At 75.6% G+C, this 16,814-nt stretch carries 12 protein-coding genes and 1 pseudogene; 6 read left to right on the plus strand and 7 right to left on the minus strand.

Going from position 1 to position 16,814, the window contains the following annotated elements; translation table 11 throughout:
- Positions 1–56 precede the first annotated feature (56 nt).
- The gene (gene nucS, locus EMA09_RS20955; RefSeq protein ID WP_129842528.1) at positions 57–737 is read right to left on the minus strand and encodes an endonuclease NucS; all 681 of its coding nucleotides are present in this window, start codon (positions 735–737) and stop codon (positions 57–59) included.
- Positions 738–1,073: 336 nt separating this feature from the next.
- On the opposite strand from nucS, the gene EMA09_RS20960 reads away from it, so the two are divergent.
- Positions 1,074–1,463, plus strand: a complete 390-nt coding sequence (locus tag EMA09_RS20960; protein ID WP_129842529.1) for an SCO5389 family protein — start codon at positions 1,074–1,076, stop codon at positions 1,461–1,463.
- Here the strand turns inward: EMA09_RS20960 and EMA09_RS20965 are convergent.
- Positions 1,432–2,514, minus strand: a complete 1,083-nt coding sequence (locus tag EMA09_RS20965; protein WP_129844173.1) for an LLM class flavin-dependent oxidoreductase — start codon at positions 2,512–2,514, stop codon at positions 1,432–1,434. The genes EMA09_RS20960 and EMA09_RS20965 overlap by 32 nt on opposite strands.
- Before the next feature lie 189 nt (positions 2,515–2,703).
- Here EMA09_RS20965 and EMA09_RS20970 point away from each other — a divergent pair, with 189 nt between their 5' ends.
- The gene (locus EMA09_RS20970) at positions 2,704–3,030 is read left to right on the plus strand and encodes an ATP/GTP-binding protein (RefSeq protein ID WP_129842530.1); all 327 of its coding nucleotides are present in this window, start codon (positions 2,704–2,706) and stop codon (positions 3,028–3,030) included.
- Between the two features lie 7 nt (positions 3,031–3,037).
- Here the strand turns inward: EMA09_RS20970 and EMA09_RS20975 are convergent, their stop codons facing one another.
- The 5 genes and pseudogenes from EMA09_RS20975 to mce form a co-directional block, all read right to left on the minus strand.
- Positions 3,038–3,754 (minus strand): ABC transporter permease, encoded by a 717-nt coding sequence (locus EMA09_RS20975; RefSeq protein WP_240796491.1) that lies wholly within the window; start codon positions 3,752–3,754, stop codon positions 3,038–3,040.
- A 60-nt stretch (positions 3,755–3,814) separates the two neighbouring features.
- Positions 3,815–4,720 carry an ABC transporter ATP-binding protein gene (locus EMA09_RS20980; protein ID WP_129842532.1) on the minus strand — a complete coding sequence of 302 codons (906 nt, stop codon included), beginning with the start codon at positions 4,718–4,720 and terminating at the stop codon, positions 3,815–3,817.
- An 80-nt stretch (positions 4,721–4,800) separates the two neighbouring features.
- The gene (locus tag EMA09_RS20985; RefSeq protein WP_129842533.1) at positions 4,801–5,742 is read right to left on the minus strand and encodes a cellulose-binding protein; all 942 of its coding nucleotides are present in this window, start codon (positions 5,740–5,742) and stop codon (positions 4,801–4,803) included.
- 239 nt (positions 5,743–5,981) lie between these two features.
- A pseudogene (locus tag EMA09_RS20990) lies at positions 5,982–9,673 on the minus strand (hypothetical protein).
- Positions 9,674–9,800: 127 nt separating this feature from the next.
- The gene (gene mce, locus EMA09_RS20995; protein ID WP_129842534.1) at positions 9,801–10,253 is read right to left on the minus strand and encodes a methylmalonyl-CoA epimerase; all 453 of its coding nucleotides are present in this window, start codon (positions 10,251–10,253) and stop codon (positions 9,801–9,803) included.
- A gap of 129 nt (positions 10,254–10,382) precedes the next feature.
- On the opposite strand from mce, the gene EMA09_RS21000 reads away from it, so the two are divergent.
- The 4 genes from EMA09_RS21000 (at position 10,383) to EMA09_RS21015 (ending at position 15,800) form a co-directional block, all read left to right on the plus strand.
- Positions 10,383–11,591, plus strand: a complete 1,209-nt coding sequence (locus tag EMA09_RS21000) for an acetyl-CoA C-acetyltransferase (RefSeq protein ID WP_129842535.1) — start codon at positions 10,383–10,385, stop codon at positions 11,589–11,591.
- An 8-nt stretch (positions 11,592–11,599) separates the two neighbouring features.
- The gene (meaB, locus tag EMA09_RS21005; RefSeq protein WP_129842536.1) at positions 11,600–12,586 is read left to right on the plus strand and encodes a methylmalonyl Co-A mutase-associated GTPase MeaB; all 987 of its coding nucleotides are present in this window, start codon (positions 11,600–11,602) and stop codon (positions 12,584–12,586) included.
- A 166-nt stretch (positions 12,587–12,752) separates the two neighbouring features.
- Positions 12,753–14,789: a GTP-binding protein gene (locus tag EMA09_RS21010; RefSeq protein ID WP_240796493.1), complete on the plus strand. Its 2,037-nt coding sequence runs from the start codon at positions 12,753–12,755 to the stop codon at positions 14,787–14,789.
- A 234-nt stretch (positions 14,790–15,023) separates the two neighbouring features.
- Positions 15,024–15,800, plus strand: coding sequence for a ComEA family DNA-binding protein (locus EMA09_RS21015; protein ID WP_240796494.1), 777 nt, complete (start codon positions 15,024–15,026; stop codon positions 15,798–15,800).
- The last annotated feature ends 1,014 nt before the right edge of the window (positions 15,801–16,814 follow it).

Genomic DNA, 16,814 nt, shown 5'->3' on the forward strand with positions numbered 1-16,814 from the left:
GGCGCGCGGGAAGTGTCCGCGCGCCGCCCGTCCCGTACGACGCGTCCGCCCGTCCGTCAGAACAGGCGCAGCTTGTCGTCCTCGATGCCCCGCAGCGCGTCGTAGTCGAGGACCACGCAGCGGATGCCCCGGTCGGTGGCCAGGGTGCGGGCCTGCGGCTTGATCTCCTGCGCGGCGAACACCCCGCGCACCGGGGCGAGGAGCGGGTCGCGGTTCAGCAGTTCGAGGTACCGCGTCAACTGCTCGACGCCGTCGATCTCCCCGCGCCGCTTGATCTCCACCGCGATCGTCGCGCCGTCCGCGTCACGCCCGAGGATGTCCACCGGGCCGATCGCCGTCGGGTACTCGCGCCGGACGAGGGACCAGCCGTCGCCCAGCGTCTCCATGCGGTCGGCGAGCAGCTCCTGGAGATGGGCCTCCACACCGTCCTTGATGAGGCCCGGGTCGACGCCCAGCTCGTGCGAGGAGTCGTGCAGCACCTCCTCCATGGTGATGATCAGCTTCTCGCCGCCCTTGTTCTCCACCGTCCAGACGGCCGGGCCGCCCTCCTCCTCCGCCGGGGCCTCCTTGAGCGTGCACGGCGGGGACATCCAGTTGAGGGGCTTGTAGGCCCGGTCGTCGGCGTGGACCGAGACGGAGCCGTCCGCCTTGATCAGGATCAGCCGCGGCGCCAGGGGCAGATGGGCGGTGAGGCGGCCGGCGTAGTCCACGGAGCAACGGGCGATGACGAGACGCATGGACGCCAGCCTAGACGTCACCGGCCGAGCCCCGGGACGGGTGGGGCACCGGAGCGGGTGCGCGGCCGAACGCGCCTCCCGTGTACGCCGGTTGATCGGTGGGGGCAGGCTCGGGTGGCCTGGGGTCCTCCTGGGGCGTGCGGGACGGTTGGGTTCAGGCCGTGGCCGGTTATGTGCCCCGTATCCCTGACATGCACGGGGCGGGACGCCTACCGTTTGCCCTGGGGGCGTCGCCGCCGGGCACAGCTGTTTCACCCGTGGTCTGCGGTGGCGCTGGGCGGTCGGGTCCCCGGGCCGTTCCACGAGACCCCGCTCGGGGTCCGAGAGGAGACATTCATGTCGCTCGACGTCTCACCGGCACTGCTCGCCCGGGCCGAGCGGGGCGAGGTCGATGACGAGGAGTTCGTCGACTGCGTCCGGACTTCCCTGCCGTTCGCCTGGGAGATGATCAGCTCACTCGTCGCCCGGCTCGACGCGGACGGCGGTGATTTCGCCGACAACACGACGCCGCCGCCGAGTGAGCACGATCGCGGCCAACTGCTGCGCGCGCTCGCCAGCGACGCCATCAGGGGAGCGCTGGAGAGGCACTTCGGGGTCCGTCTCGCCTTCCAGAACTGCCACCGCGTGGCCGTCTTCCCGCCCGCGGGCCGCGAGGAGGTCCACGCGCGGTTCACGTCCGTCCGCAGCCAGTTGCTCAACCAGTCGCCGGAACTGCGCGACTGCTGACCGCCGTGCCGCCGCGTGCTGCCGTTCCCCCGCCGGCGTGGCGGGGCAGGAGCGGCAGCACTTCGGCCGCGAGGCGCCGTACGTTCTCCTCCGTGGCGGCCGTGTCGCCCGACCCCTCCACCAGCAGGGCGAAGCGGGTGATCCCCGTGGCCGCGGCCGTGGCGGCGATCCGGTCGGCGCAGCGCCCCGGGTCGCCCACCGGGTGCAGGCGGCACAGCAGCTCCGTGTAGGCGAGCGGATCGCGCATCCGGCGCGGTCTGCCGTCGAACGTCTGGTGCGCCGCGAGGCCGTGGCTCAGCCAGCGGGGCAGCGCCGAGCGCAGGACGCCCATGGCCTCGGCGGCCGTGTCCGCGACCTGCGCGACACCCGCCGCGACATGCCCGGCCGCCGCCACCTCGGCCGCCGGTACGCCGGCCGCCGCCGCCTCGGCGCGCCACAGCGCCACCATCCCCGCCTTCTCCGCGTCGTCGATGTGCATGCCGAGCAGCATCGGCAGGCCGCGGCGCGCGGCGAGCCGTACGGTCCCGGGGGACGTGCAGGCCACCACCACGGGCGGCGGGCTCGCGGGCAGGGGCACGACGTCCACCTCGCGGAACCGGTAGCGCTCGCCGTCCGCCGCGACGCGCGGCTCGCGCAGCCAGCGCAGCAGGAGGTCGAGCGACTCGGGGAAGTCGCGCTCCAGCGCCTCCGCGCCCCCGCCGAAGACCTCGAGGTCCACCCACGGGCCACCGCGGCCCACGCCGAGGGTGAACCGGCCGCCGGACAGCAGGTGCAGCAGCGCCGCCTGCTCGCCGAGCGCCACCGGGTGCGCCGTGGACAGGACGCTGATGGCCGTCCCGACTCCGATGCGGCGTGTCCTGCCGAGGAGCAGGGCCGCCAGGGTCGTGGCCGACGGGCACAGGCCGTAGGGCACGAAGTGGTGCTCGGCGAGCCAGACGGCGTCCAGGCCCGCCTCGTCCGCGACGACGGCCGACCGGACGGCCCGGTGCAGCGCCTCCTGCTGACTCTGCCCGGGATACTGCCCCGCCAGGACGAATGTGCCTATCCGCAGGGAGCCCGCCGCGCCGGGCGTCGAGTCGTTCATGCTGGGTGTCCCCTTCCAGGTGGGTCCGATCCGCGCGCCGGATCTCCGGATCCCGCAGGGCTCAACGGACGACACCCGGCCAGGGCACGGTCCGCCCGCCGGTTTTTCGGATCATCACGCAAGGGGTCGGAAGGGCGGATGCGTACACTCGGCGTCATGTCCCCCCGACGCAACAGGCCCCAGGGCCGTACCCGGCCGAACACCGCCGGCGCGGACGACGGACCGCGCGTCCACGGCCTGGAGAACACCGAGGAGTGGCAGGGCGAGGAGTGGGTGGTGCGCCGCATCACCGGCGGCGCCGCCGCCAAGCACTACCGCTGCCCCGGCTGCGACCAGGAGATCCCGCCCGGCGTGCCGCACGTCGTCGCGTGGCCGCGGCTCGGCGCCGTCGAGGACCGCAGGCACTGGCACGCCGCCTGCTGGAACGCCCGCGACCGCCGCAGGGCGCGCGTCCAGCGGTCGCGCAACGCGCCGCGCTACTGAGCGCGGGTCAGGCGTCGCGCCGCCGCAGCACCAGCCAGCCCGCGACGACGGCGGCCGCCACCCACAGCAGCATGATCCCGAGGCCGGTCCACGGTCCGTACGGCCGGTCCCCGGTGTCCACCACCGACATGATGCGCTGCCCCGCCTGGTCCGGCAGGTAGTGCCCGATCCGCTCGGTCGCCGACACGTTCGCGAGGATGCCCGACACGAGGAAGAAGAACGGCATCAGCACACCGAACGACAGCATCGGGCTGCGCAGCACCCAGGTCATCCCCATCGCGAACAGCGCGATCAGCGTCATGTACAGGCCGCCCCCGAACACCGCCCGCAGCACGCCCGGCTCGGCCAGCGTCGTCCGGTGCCCGCCCAGCACGGCCTGCCCGCCGAAGAAGGCCAGGAAGCTCGTCACCATCCCCACCGCCAGCGCGAGCGCCGTGGCGACCGCCAGCTTGCAGGCCAGCAGCAGCCCGCGGCGCGGCACGGCGGCCAGGGAGGCGCGGATCATGCCGGTGCTGTACTCGTTCGACACGACGAGGATGCCGAACGCGATCATCGCGAGCTGGCCGAGGGACGTGCCCGCGAAGCTCGTCAGCGTCGGGTCGAACGTGAGCCGGTCGGCGCGCGACAGGTCGTCGAACGTGTTCCGCACCAGCAGGCTGATCAGCGTCCCCAGCACGACGGTCACCAGCAGCGCCGCCGCGAGCGTCCACCGTGTGGAGCGCACCGACCTGATCTTCGTCCACTCCGACCGCAGCACCCGGCCCGCGCCCGCGCCCGCCACCCGTCAACCCCTCGCCTGGTACTCGACGGTCTCGTGCGTCAGCCGCATGAACGCCTCCTCCAGGGACGCCTGCTGCACGCTCAGCTCGTGCAGCACCAGGCCGTTCGTGTGCGCCAGCTCACCGATGCGCGCCGCGTCCGACCCCGGCACGGTCAGCGCGCCGTCCGCCTCCTGGCCCGGCGATGCGCCGATCCGCGTCAGCAGGTCGCGCATCCGCTCCGGTTCCGGGGTCCGCACCCGCACGAAAGTGGCCGAGTTCTCCTCTATGAAACGGTCCATGGCCGTGTCAGCGAGGAGCCTGCCCCGGCCGATGACCACCAGATGGTCGGCGGTCAGCGCCATCTCGCTCATCAGATGGCTCGACACGAACACCGTCCTGCCCTGCGACGCCAGGTGCCGCATCAGCGTGCGGATCCAGTGGATGCCCTCCGGGTCGAGCCCGTTCACCGGCTCGTCGAACATCAGGATCGCCGGGTCGCCCAGCAGCGCGCTCGCGATCCCGAGCCGCTGGCCCATCCCCAGCGAGAACCCCTTGGGCCGCCCGCGCGCCACCGCCGTGAGCCCCACGATGTCGAGGACCTCGTCGATGCGGCGGCGCGGTATCCCGTTCGACTGGGCCAGGCACAGCAGGTGGTGGTACGCGGTGCGGCCCGGGTGCACCGCGCGGGCCTCCAGCAGCGCGCCGATGACCCTCAGCGGGGTGCGCAGCCGCTCGTACGGCACGCCGTCGACCAGGACCCGGCCGCCCGTCGGGCGGTCGAGACCGAGGATCATGCGCATCGTGGTCGACTTGCCGGCGCCGTTCGGACCGAGGAAGCCCGTGACCCGGCCGGGCCGTACGGTGAACGTCAGGCCGCTGACCGCCGTCCGCCCCCCGTACCGCTTGGTCAGGTCCGACAGCTCGATCATGCCTCGACGCTAGGACAGCGCGAGGGCCGCCGCCCGGTGAGGACGGCGGCCCTGGGCCGTTGCGGTGAACGCGGCGCGGGTCAGCGGGACTGCTGGGCGGGGACGCCCTTGCCCAGGCTGTCGCTGTCGTCGTCGTCCAGCGTGGCGGCGGCGACCTGGGCGCCCGTCAGCGTGGCCAGCATCTCGCGGACGTTGGTGAGCTGGGCGTTGATGCTGTCGCGGCGGTTCGTGAGGGCGGCGAGCTCGCGCTCCGACTCGCTGCGGATCCGGTCGGCCTTCGCGTTCGCGTCCGCCACGATGTCCTCGGCCTGGCGCTGCGCGGTCTCCACCGTCTGGCGGGCACGGCGCTCGGCGTCCGTCCGCAGCTTCTCCGCCTCCAGACGGAGCTGCTCGGCGCGGTGCTCGATCTCCGCGAGCCGCTTCTCCGCCTTCGCCTGACGGGACGCCAGGTCGCGCTCGGACTGCTCGCGGCGCTTGGCGAGGTTGGTCTCGAAGTCGGCCGCGGCCTGCGCCGCCTTGGCACGGGTGTCCTCGAAGAGGGCGTCCGCCTCCTCGCGCTTGGCCTGGGCGTCCTTCTCCGCCTCGGCCCGGGTGGCGGCCGCGTCGCCCTGCGCCTTCTCGACGATGCGGGTGCCGTCCTCCTCGGCCTTCGCCTTGCGCTCGGCCGCGTACGCCTCCGCGTCGTTGCGCACCTGCTGGGCGGCGCCCTCGGCCAGCTCACGGTGCTGCTCGGCGGCCCGCCTGGCCTCGTCGCGCAGGTCCTTCGCCTCCTCCTCGGCGAGGCGGAGGATCTTCTCGACCCGGGCGCCGAGGCCCGCGTAGGAGGGCTCGGCGTCGGTGATCTGGGCCTGGGCGTTCTGCGTTTCGAGGTGCAGTTCCTCGATCCGCTTCTCCAGCGAGGTGATGCGGGCCAGGGCGCTGTCGCGATCGGCAACGAGCTTCGAGATGCGGTCGTCCACCTGCCCGCGGTCGTATCCACGCCGCACGAGCTCGAAGCCGAAGGGGGAGGAAGTGTCGCTCATGGAATTCCTGTCGATTCAGACGGGTGAGTGAGTAGGTGATCGTGTGGCTTGGCGTTCAGCGCTTCGAAGGGAGAACTCCTCAGCCTTCGGTCAGACGGGTCCATGCCCTCGGAAGCCTCATCCTAGGGGGCGAACGGCGTGTCTTCGAGCGGATCGCACTTCTGTGTGGAGAATGTTCGCCCGGTTCGCGGGAACGGGTACACGGGCGGGCAGGCGTTCGCTCCGTCCGCACCGGGACGTCACGACGTGGGCCGCTTCCCGCCGCCCGAACGCTGGGGTCCGCCGCCCGGCCGCTGCGGTCCCGCGCCCGCGCCGGACTTCGGGCGGCCCGCGACCCGCGGGTCGGGAACTCCCCGCCCGCCGACCGGACCCCGGCCGCTCCCGGCGGCACCGCCGCCGCCGTTCCCACCGCCGTTGCCGCCGCCGCTGCCGGACTTCGCAGCGGACTTCCCGCCGCCACCGCCGGCCTTCGGCGCCTCGAAACCCTCCAGCGCCTCCAACACGTCCTGGACGCGGGAGATCTCCGAATTGATGTCCTCACGCCGCCGCGTGAGCTTGTCCAGCTCACGCTTCCCTCCTCCACGAGCCGCTTCGCCTCGCGCTCCGCGTCGGCCCTGCGCTGCTCGGCCTCCCGCACGGCCTTCGACCGCTGCTGCTCGGCCTCCTTCAGCAGCATCTCCGCCTTCCTCACCGCCGCGACCCGGATCTTGCTGGCCTCGGAGTCGGCGTCCGACACGGTCTTCTCGGCGGCGGCGCGCGCCTCCTCCCGCTGCTCCTCGGCGGCCTCCACCAGCTTGTCGACCCGTTCACCGGCCGCGCGCGCCAGTTCGGCGGACTCGCGGCGCGCCCGCTCGTGCAGCTCCTCGACCTCCGCCTCGACACGGGCGCGCAGGTCCTCCGCGCGGTCCCTTATCGACGCGGCGTCCCTGCGGGCCTCCTCCAGCAGCCGGTTGGCGTCCGCGCGGGACGTCTCCACCAGCTCGCCGCCGGCCTGCCGCGCGTCCGCCACGACGCGGGACGCCTCGGTACGGGCCGCCGCGATCATCGTGTCCGACTGCTCCTCGGCGGCCGTCGCCATGCGGGCCGCCTCCTCCTGCGCCTTGCCGACCAGTTCGTCGGCCTGGGCGGCGGCCTCGGTGCGTTTGCGGGCGGCGTCCTTGCGCGCCTCGTCGCGGGTCTCCTCGGCCTCGGCGCGGATGCGGGCGGCCTCCTCCTGTGCCTTGGTGAGGAGTTCGTCCGCCTGGGCCGCGGCTTCGGTGCGTTTGCGGGCGGCGTCCTTGCGTGCCTGGTCGCGCGTGTCCTCGGCCTCGGCGCGGATGCGGGCGGCCTCCTCCTGTGCCTTGGTGAGGAGTTCGTCCGCCTGGGCCGCGGCCTCCGTCCGCTTGCGGGACGCCTCCTGCCGCGCGCGGTCCTGGAACGCGTCGGCCTCGGCACGGACCCGCTCCGCCTCCGCGGCGGCCTCGGCCCGCACCCGGTCCGACTCGGCGATGGCCTCGCGCACCGTGCGCTCCGCGAGCGCGGCGGCGGCCTCCTTCTCCTCGGCCGCGTCGCGCAGGACGCGGGCGGCCTCCCGCTCCACCTCGGCACGGTGCTTCGCGATCTCCGCCTCGGCCGCGTCCCGCAGGCCGCTGACCGAGTCCCGCACCTGCTGGGCCTTGTGCTCGGCGGCGGACACGAGCGTGTCGGCGCGGCGCTCCGCCTCGTCCAGCCGCGCACGGCCGGCCGCGAGCAGCTCCTCGCTCTGCTCCCTGGCCTGCGCCCGCTCCCGGTGCGCCTCGTCGCGCGCCTCGGTGAGCAGGGTGTCGGCCTCCGTGCGCAGGCGCGCCGCCTCGTCGCGGGCGGCGGCCAGGGTCTCGGCGGCCTCGCCCGCCGTGCGCTCCGCGGCGGCGGCGGCCTCCTCCCGCACCCGGTCGGCGGCGCGCAGGGCGTCCTCCCTGACCCGGTCCCCCTCGGCGATGGCCTCGGCGCGGAGCCGGACGGCCACCTCCTCGCCCTCGGTCCTGGCGCGGCCCGCGTCGGCCGCGGCCTCCTCGCGCAGCCGCGCCGCCTCCGTCTCCGCCTGCTCGGTCAGGGCACGGACACGCTCGGCCGCCTCGGTGCGCAGCCGCTCGATCTCGGCGGCCGCCCCGGCCCGCAGCGCGTCCGCCTCGGCACGGGCCGCCGCCAGCGCCTCCTCGGCGGCGGTGACCCGCGCCTCCGCCTCGCCGCGCAGCCGCTCCAGCTCCGCCCGGGCCGCCTCGCGCTCCGCGCGCGCGGCGTCGCGCGCCTCGTCCCTGGTCAGCCGGGCGGCCTCCGCCGCATCGGCGGTCGTGCGCTCCGCCGCAGAGGCGGCCTCGGCGAGCTGCGCGTCGGCCTCGGCACGGGCCTTCTTCAGCGCGGCCTCGGCCTGGTTGCGCAGGGTCGTGGCGCGTTCGATGGCCTCGGTGCGGACCCGTTCGCTCTCCGCGGTCGCCCCGGACCTGATCTCCTCGGCCTCCGTGCGCGCCCGCGCGAGCAGCTCCTCGGCGCTGGCCGCCGCCTGCTCGATCCGCTGGACCGCGTCCCGCCCGGCGTCGGAGCGGATCCGCTCGGCCTCCTCCGCGGCCTCGGCCCGCAGCGCCTCCGCCTCGCCGCGCAGCCGCCTGGCCTCCTCCTGGAGCTCCACCGTCTTGGCGCGGTACTCCGCGGTGTCGTCCTTCGCGGCACCCTTCAACTGCTCCGCGACGTCGTGCGCCTCGGCCCGCAGCCGGTCGGCCTCCGCCTCGGCGTCGGCCCGCAGCCGTTCCGCCTCCTCGGCGGCGGCCCGCGTGGTGGCCTGGGCCTCCTGCGTCGCCTTCGTGAGGACGGACTCGGCGGTGCGCGCCGCCTCGGCGAGCTGCGCCGCGTACTCCTCGGCGGACTTGGTGCGCGCCTCCTCGGCGGCCTCCGTGACGAGCTGCTCGGCGCGCGCCTGCGCCTCATCCAGCGCGTGCTGGGCCTCGGTGCGGCGCCGCTCGGCGTCCCGGGTGGCCTCGCCGACCATGCGGGCGATCTCGGCCTTCGCGGTCGCGGTGCGCTGCTCGTACTCCGACTCGGCGGCCGAACGGCGCTTCTCCGCCTCCGCCTCCGCCTCGGCCAGCAGCCGTCCGGCCTCCTCACGGGCCGCGCGCAGGGCCGCGTCCGCCTCGGCCGCGCGTTCCTCCGCGCCGCGCAGCAGGCCGGCGGCCTCGCGGCGCCCCGCGTCGGTCTCCTGGGCGGTGCTGGAGCGCAGGCGTTCGGCCTCCTCGGTGGCCTCCTGCGCACGGGCCGACGCGGACGTCAGCAGGCGCTCGGCGTCCGTGCGGGCGCGGCGCAGCACCTCCTCGGCCTCGGCGCGGGCCGCGTCCGCCTCGGCGGCCAGGCGGGAGCGTGCCTCGTCGACCAGCCGCAGCGCCTCGGCGCGGGCCTGGGAGATGGCGCGCTCCGACTCGGCGCGCGTCTCCTCCAGCAGCCGGCGGGCCTGGGACTCGCTGCGGGCGCGGAGCTGTTCCGCCCAGGCGACGTTCTCGTTGACGTGGGCCTCGACGGTGGACCGGCGCTCCGCCAGCTCCTCGTCCAGGCTGCGGCGGCGGCTCACGGCCTCCGCGTGCAGTTCGGCGTCGAGGCGGGCGCGCTGCTCGGCCTGCTCCTGCAGGACGTGCTGGGAGCGGTTGCGGGCCTCGCGCAGTTCGCGCTCGGCCTCGGCGCGCATCTGGTCGGCCTGGTGGTGCGCGGAGCGGAGGACCTGCTCGGCGTGGGAGGCGGCGTCCCCGTAGACGGGGCGCACGGCAAGGGCGCGGCGGCCCTCGTGCAGCTTGGCACGCAGGACCTCGACCTGGTATCCGAGGTCGTCGGCGTGATCGACCGCCTTGTCCCGCTCCTTCTTCAGCCGGTCCATCTCGGCTTCGAGTTGCGAGAGGTGGTCGTCAGCCTGGTAGGCGTCGTAGCCCCGCACCGCGCGGTCCCATCCGTCCCCTGGTCGTGGTAAGCGTGAACGTCGTCGGTCAACGGCCGAACTCGGGACGAGGAGAGGGATACTCGCTGCCCCGGCTGGGCCACTCTACCGGCCGGGGCAGCGCGCGTCAGTGGGCCGAGTGCCCACGCGCGGCATCGGGTGCGGCCGCCGTGACGATCTCGGTCAGCACCCCGTGGCAGTCCTGCGGGTGGAGGAAGGTGATGCGCGAGCCCATCGAGCCGCGCCGCGGCGCGTCGTACAGCACGCGGACGCCCCTGCCGCGGACGGCGTCGGCCTCGGCGTCGACGTCGTCGGTGCCGAACGCGATGTGGTGGACGCCCTCGCCGTGCCGCGCGAGCCACTTGCCGACGGGCGAGTCCTCGCGCAGCGGCTGGAGCAGTTGCAGCCAGGTGGCGCCGCCGTCGTCGGTGCCGTTGACGCGGAGCATGGCCTCGCGGACGCCCTGCTCCTCGTTGACCTCGCGGTGGTGGACCTCGAAGCCGTACGTGGAGCGGTAGAACTCCACGGTCGCGTCGAGGTCGTGGCAGGCGATGCCTATGTGGTCGATACGCGACAGCATGTCCCCAGTGGACTCCTCCCGCGGCGGCCGCGCAACGGTGCCGTGCGCCACGTCTTCGCCCGGACGGCGGTCCGTGTCACGCTGAGTACAGTGACCGACCGGTACACGACATCGGCGAGGAGTGCGCTCATGACCACGACCCCCACCGGCCGCACCACGTCCGTCATCGTCGCGGGAGCGCGGACGCCCATGGGACGGCTGCTCGGCTCCCTCAAGGACTTCACCGCCGCCGAACTGGGCGGCTTCGCCATCCGCGCGGCGCTGGAGCGGGCCGGCGTCGCCGGCGACCAGGTCGGGTACGTGATCATGGGGCAGGTCCTCCAGGCGGGCGCGGGGCAGATCCCCGCGCGGCAGGCGGCGGTCCGCGCGGGCATCCCGATGACGGTGCCCGCCCTCACGGTCAACAAGGTGTGCCTCTCCGGGCTCGACGCCATCGCGCTGGCCGACCAGCTCATCAGGGCGGGCGAGTTCGAGGTGGTCGTCGCCGGCGGCCAGGAGTCCATGACCAACGCGCCGCACCTCCTGCCGAAGGGCCGGACGGGGCAGAAGTACGGCGCCATGGAGGTCCTGGACGCCATGGCGCACGACGGCCTGACCGACGCGTTCGACGGCGTGGCGATGGGCGAGTCCACCGAGGTCCACAACACCCGTCTCGGCATCACCCGCGCCGAGCAGGACGCGGTCGCGGCGGCGTCGCACCGGCGGGCGGCCGAGGCGCGGAAGAACGGGCTGTTCGACGCGGAGATCGTGCCGGTCGAGGTGCCGCGCCGGACGGGCGACCCGGTGACCGTCGCGCAGGACGAGGGCATCAGGCCGGACACGACGGAGGAGTCCCTGGCCCGGCTGCGGCCCGCGTTCCGCCCCGACGGGACGATCACGGCGGGCTCCGCGTCGCAGATCTCGGACGGCGCGGCGGCCGTCGTCGTGATGGCGCGGCACCGCGCGGAACGGCTCGGGCTGCCGTGGATCGCGGAGATCGGCGCGCACGGCAATGTCGCGGGACCGGACAACTCGCTCCAGTCCCAGCCGTCCAACGCCATCCGCGCCGCGCTGGCCAGGGAGGGCCTGACCGTCGGCGACCTGGACCTGATCGAGATCAACGAGGCGTTCGCCGCGGTCGCCGTGCAGTCCACGCGGGACCTCGGCGCGGACCCGGCGCGGGTCAACGTCAACGGCGGCGCCATCGCGCTCGGCCACCCGATCGGCATGTCCGGCGCCCGCATCGCCCTCCACCTCGCCCTCGAACTGGGCCGGCGCGGCGGCGGCACGGGCGCCGCCGCGCTGTGCGGGGGCGGCGGCCAGGGCGACGCGCTGATCCTGCGCGCGCCCGGGGCGTGAGGCGGGGCATGGGGGGCGGCGGGGTCGCGGACCTGGTCGCGAGGGCGCGCGACGGGCAGCCGCGCGCCGTCGCGCGCCTCATCACGCTGGTGGAGAACGAGGCCCCCGAGCTGCGGGAGGTGATGGCCCGGCTCGCCCCGCACACCGGGCACGCGTACGTCGTCGGTCTCACCGGAGCGCCCGGTGTCGGCAAGTCCACGACCACGTCCGCGCTGATCAGCGCCTTCCGGCGGGCGGGGGACCGGGTCGGGGTGCTGGCGGTCGACCCCTCGTCGCCGTTCTCGGGAGGCGCGCTCCTCGGGGACCGCGTGCGGATGGTGGAGCACGTGTCCGACCCCGGCGTCTACATCCGTTCGATGGCCACCCGCGGGCACCTCGGCGGGCTCGCGTGGGCCGCGCCGCAGGCCGTCCGCGTCCTCGACGCCGCCGGGTGCGACGTGGTGCTGGTGGAGACCGTGGGCGTCGGGCAGTCGGAGGTCGACATCGCGGGGCAGGCCGACACGACGGCCGTCCTCGTCGCCCCGGGCATGGGCGACGGCGTCCAGGCGGCCAAGGCCGGGATCCTGGAGGTCGGCGACGTCTTCGTCGTCAACAAGGCCGACCGGGACGGCGCGGACGCCACCGTCCGCGAGCTGAACCACATGCTGGGCCTGGGTGCCCCGCGCGGCCCCGGCGACTGGCGGCCCCCCGTCGTCAAGGCGGTCGCGGCGCGGGGCGAGGGCGTCGACGAGGTCGTCGCCGCACTCGGCCGGCACCGCGGCTGGCTGACGGACCGCGGGGAACTCGGTGCGCGCCGTACGCGCCGCGCCGCGCGGGAGATCGAGGCCATCGCGGTGACGGCGCTGCGCCGCCGCATGGCGGGAGTGGCGGACGGCCGGCGGCTCGCCGCGCTCGCGGAGCGGGTCGCCGAGGGCGGCACCGACCCGTACGCGGCGGCCGACGAACTGCTCGCCGGCCTGACGGGCGGCGGGTCCGCCGCCGGGCGGGGGAGGTGAGCCGGAAAACGCGTGCGGCCACCCGGCGGATCGGGTAGCTTCACCGCGGCCGGCCCCCCGGGGCCGGCGGTCCTCCGTCACCACCGGGAGAAGGAGCGAGAGATGCGGCGTCGCCTCGGAGCGGTCGAACTTCTGCCTGCCCCTTCCCCGATCCGTGAGGACCCCTTTGACCACCCTGTCCGACAGGACTCTCAATCTCGGCATTCTCGCCCACGTCGACGCCGGTAAGACCAGCCTCACGGAGCGGCTGCTCTTCGACCACGGCGCCATCCCCGGACTGGGCAGCGTGGACGCCGGCAGCGCCCGCACCGACAGCGGCGAACTGGAGCGCGAGCGCGGCATCACGATCCGCACGGCGGTGGCCGCGTTCGCCGTCGGCGACCTGCGCGTCAACCTCGTCGACACCCCCGGCCACCCCGACTTCGTGGCCGAGGTCGAGCGCGCCCTGTCCGTGCTGGACGGCGCCGTCCTCGTGCTCTCCGCCGTGGAGGGCGTGCAGGCGCAGACGCGCGTCCTGATGCGCACGCTCCGGCGCCTGCGCCTGCCGACACTGCTGTTCGTCAACAAGATCGACCGGCCCGGCGCCCGCCACGACGCGCTGCTCGCCGAGGTGCGGCGCCGGCTCACCCCGTACGCCGTCCCGCTCGGCACGGTCACCGGCGCCGGGACGCCCGGCGCGCGGACGGCCCCGCTGCGCCTCGGCGAACGGGCGGCGCAGACGCTGGCCGAACACGACGACGACCTGCTCGCGCGGCTCGTGGACGGCGCGGCGCGACCCGGCGACGACGACCTGCGGGACCGGCTCGCGCGGCAGACGGCCGCGGGGGTCGCGCATCCGCTGTGGTTCGGCTCGGCGCTGACGGGCGAGGGCACGGCCGCCCTGACGGACGGCATCAGGACGTACCTGCGGCCGCCCGTGGCGCCGGACGGGGAGCCGCGCGGAACGGTCTTCGCCGTCGAACGCCCCGAGACCGGCGACGGGAGCCGGGGCCGGAAGGTCGCCTATGTGCGGATGACGGCGGGGGAGGTGCGGGAGCGGCGGCGGATCACCCTCCGGCGCCGGGAACCGGGCGGCGCCGCGCGGGAGTCCACCGGCCGGATCACCGGCATCGAAGTGGTGCGCCCCGGCGGCTTCGACGGCGGGCCGCTGCGCGCCGGCGAGATCGGGCGGGTGCGCGGCCTCGACGACGTACGGGTCGGCGACCGGCTGGGCGGCGAGGACGGCGACCCGCGCGGGACGGCGGCGGCCCACTTCGCCCCGCCGGCGCTCGAAGCGGTCGTGCGGCCCGCCGGGCCGGGCGGCGAGGCCCGGCTGTGGGCGGCGCTGACGACCCTCGCGGACGAGGACCCCCTCATCCGCGTGCGGCGCTCCGGCGGCGGAGCGATCTCCCTGCTGCTGTACGGAGCGGTCCAGCGGGAGGTCATCGCCGCGCGGCTGCGGCGGGTCTTCGGCGTCGACCCGGTCTTCGAGGGGGCACGGCCGCTGTACGTCGAGCGGCCGACCCGGGCGGGCGAGGCACTCACCGTGATCGACGGGCTGCGCGACAACCCGTTCTGGGCCACCGTCGGCGTGCGGATCGAGCCGGCGCCGCGCGGGGCTGGCGTGACGTACGTCCACGCGGACGAGCGGGGCATCATGCCGGCGGCGTTCGTGCGGGCCACGGAGGACGCGGTGCTGCGGACCCTGGGGCAGGGCGTCTTCGGGTGGGAGGTGACGGACTGCGTCGTGACGGTGTTCCGGGCGCGCGCGAAGTTCCCCGAGAGCGTCGCGGCCGACTTCCGTGGGCTCGCGCCGATGGTCGTGCTGCGGGCGCTGCGTTCGGCGGGGAGCGCGGTCTTCGAGCCGTGCCGCGCGGTGGACGTGGAGGTGCCGGCGGACACGCTGGGCGAGGTCATCGGCTTCCTGGCGGGGATCGGCGCCGAACTCGGCGAGCCGCGGGAGACGGCGGACGGCTGGCTGGTCCCCGCCGGACTGCCGGTCCTGCCGCACCAGCGGCTCGTGGCGGCGCTGCCAGGACTGACGCGCGGGGAGGGCACGGTCCTGGCGCGGCCGGGCGCGGACCGGCCGGTGCGGGGCGCGCCGCCGGTCCGGGAGCGGACGGACGGCGACCCGCTCGACCCGGTGGCGTACCTCCGCTTCCTGGCCGACCGGAGTCTCGCCGTCACGGCGGAGGACGGGCGCTGGATGGGGACGAGGCCCTGAGAATCACTCGGAAGAGTGGCGGAGTTGTCCACAGGCGCGGGGTTGTCCACAGGTTCGAGGAGGGCACTGGCCAGGGGGCGTGCGCGCCGTCATGGTCGGGGCCATGGAGACGACGCGACGACGTACAGGGGTGACCACGCCGTGGGCCGGGGGTGCCGGGACCGGGCCGGGGCGGGGCCGCGCCGACCGGCGTGGTCCCGGCCGGGCGGGCGGGGGCGGCGGTCCGGCACCGCCGTGTCCGCGCGGGCGGCGGCGCTGTTCGGGACGGGACCGCCGCCGCCAGGACCGCCCCCCGAACCACCGGACGGGCCGCCGGAGGGTGGCGGGGCGCGCCAGCGGCGGGCGCCGGCCGACCGCGCGCGGGAATGGCTGCGCGCACGCTGCGGCGTCGAGGGCCGGACCCTCGCCGCGCTGTCCGTCCTGCTCGCGGTCGCCGTCGGGTTCGGCTGGTACCACTTCGTCACCGGCCGCCCCGGGACGGTCGCGGTCACCGACGTCGCGGCGGCCGGGCCGACCGCTCCGGGGTCCGCCGGCCCGTCGCCGTCACAGCCGCCGTCCGCGCCCGCGGCCACCGGCGCGTCCGTACGGGCGGAGGTGGTCGTCGACGTGGCGGGCGACGTCTCCGAGCCGGGCATCTACACGCTGCCCCCGGGCTCACGGGTCGCCGACGCGATCGACGCGGCGGGCGGCAGCGCCCCGGACGCGGACACCGAAGGGCTCAACCGGGCACGCGTCCTCACTGACGGCGAGCACATCGTGGTCGGAGCGGACCGGCCGGGACCACAGGCGGCACCGGCGGGAGCGGCGCAGGCCGGACCCGCGCCCGTGAGCCTCAACACGGCGACCGCGGACCAGCTCCAGACCCTTCCCGGCATCGGCCCCGTCCTCGCCGGCCGCATCCTGACGTGGCGCCAGGAGCACGGCGCCTTCACCTCCGTCGACCAGCTCGGCGAGGTCTCCGGCATCGGCGATCGACGGCTCGCGGATCTGAGGCCCCATGTCGTCCTGTGAGCCGTCCGGCGTTCCCACGCCGGACACGGATGCCACGGCGCCGGAGCGGCCGGGACCTGCCGTCCCACCCACCACGCCCCGGCGTCACCGTCCCCTCGACCACCCGCCCGGGGCGCACCGTTCACTCGGACCGGAAGGCGGGCTCCGGGCAGGCCGGGCGCGCGGACGACCCGCGGCGACCGCACGAACCGTCCACGGACACGGAACCCACGACGTCCGGGGCGACGCGGCCCGCGAGCACATGTCGCACGGAACCGAGTCGCCCGCGCTGCCGGTGGCCGGTGTCGCGGATGAGGCGGAGACGGATCCTGTTCCGGGGCGCGACGGAGGCCGGGGAGACCGGTCATCGCGTGACGTCGGCTCAGGGGCCTCGTCCGCCGCGGCCCCGGGGCGTCCGCTGCCGGTGGTCCGAGGCTCGTCCTCGGTGCTCGGACCGGGATCCGGGGCGCCCCCGCGAACCGTTCCCGGTACGGCGACGGGTGGTGGTCCGGGGCGCGACCGTGCCCGCGGCGGTCGGCCGCTGGGTGACGCCGGCCCCGGGGGTTCGCCTGCTGTGCCCCTGCGGGATCCGCTGCCGGTGGAAGGCGCATGGGCAGTCCTCCCGCTGCTGGGACCGGGACACGGGCCGTCTGCCGGATCCGTGCCCGATTCGGCAACGGGTGGCGATCCGTTGCGCGGCTTCGGCCCGGGGGCCTCGTCCGCCGCGGTCCCGGGGCATCCGCTGCCGGTGGTCGACGCCGACGTGGCGGGTGATGCGCGCGGGACGTCCTCGTGGGTCGGACTGGGAGCCCGGGCGTTCCCGCGAATGGTTCGCGGTGCGGCAGGGGATGCCGGTCCGGGACGTGATGGTGGTCGGGGTGATCGGCTGCCGCGTGACGCCGGCGCCGGCGGTCCGGGGCGCGACCGTGCTCGGGGTGATCGGCCGCTGCGTGGCGCCACTTCGGAGCGTCCGACCGTGCCACCGTCCCTGCTCCCGGGCAGGGCGGGTGATGAGCGGGGCGTCGCCCCACGGTC

Origin of the sequence: Streptomyces sp. RFCAC02 (assembly GCF_004193175.1) — a bacterium.
Classification (GTDB): domain Bacteria; phylum Actinomycetota; class Actinomycetes; order Streptomycetales; family Streptomycetaceae; genus Streptomyces.

Coding starts and splice junctions, on each gene's coding strand:
- nucS (WP_129842528.1), bottom strand. CDS start 737: ATGCGTCTCGTCATCGCCCGTTGCTCCGTGGACTACGCCGGCCGCCTC.
- EMA09_RS20960 (WP_129842529.1), top strand. CDS start 1,074: ATGTCGCTCGACGTCTCACCGGCACTGCTCGCCCGGGCCGAGCGGGGC.
- EMA09_RS20970 (WP_129842530.1), top strand. CDS start 2,704: ATGTCCCCCCGACGCAACAGGCCCCAGGGCCGTACCCGGCCGAACACC.
- EMA09_RS20980 (WP_129842532.1), bottom strand. CDS start 4,720: ATGATCGAGCTGTCGGACCTGACCAAGCGGTACGGGGGGCGGACGGCG.
- EMA09_RS20985 (WP_129842533.1), bottom strand. CDS start 5,742: ATGAGCGACACTTCCTCCCCCTTCGGCTTCGAGCTCGTGCGGCGTGGA.
- mce (WP_129842534.1), bottom strand. CDS start 10,253: ATGCTGTCGCGTATCGACCACATAGGCATCGCCTGCCACGACCTCGAC.
- EMA09_RS21000 (WP_129842535.1), top strand. CDS start 10,383: ATGACCACGACCCCCACCGGCCGCACCACGTCCGTCATCGTCGCGGGA.
- meaB (WP_129842536.1), top strand. CDS start 11,600: ATGGGGGGCGGCGGGGTCGCGGACCTGGTCGCGAGGGCGCGCGACGGG.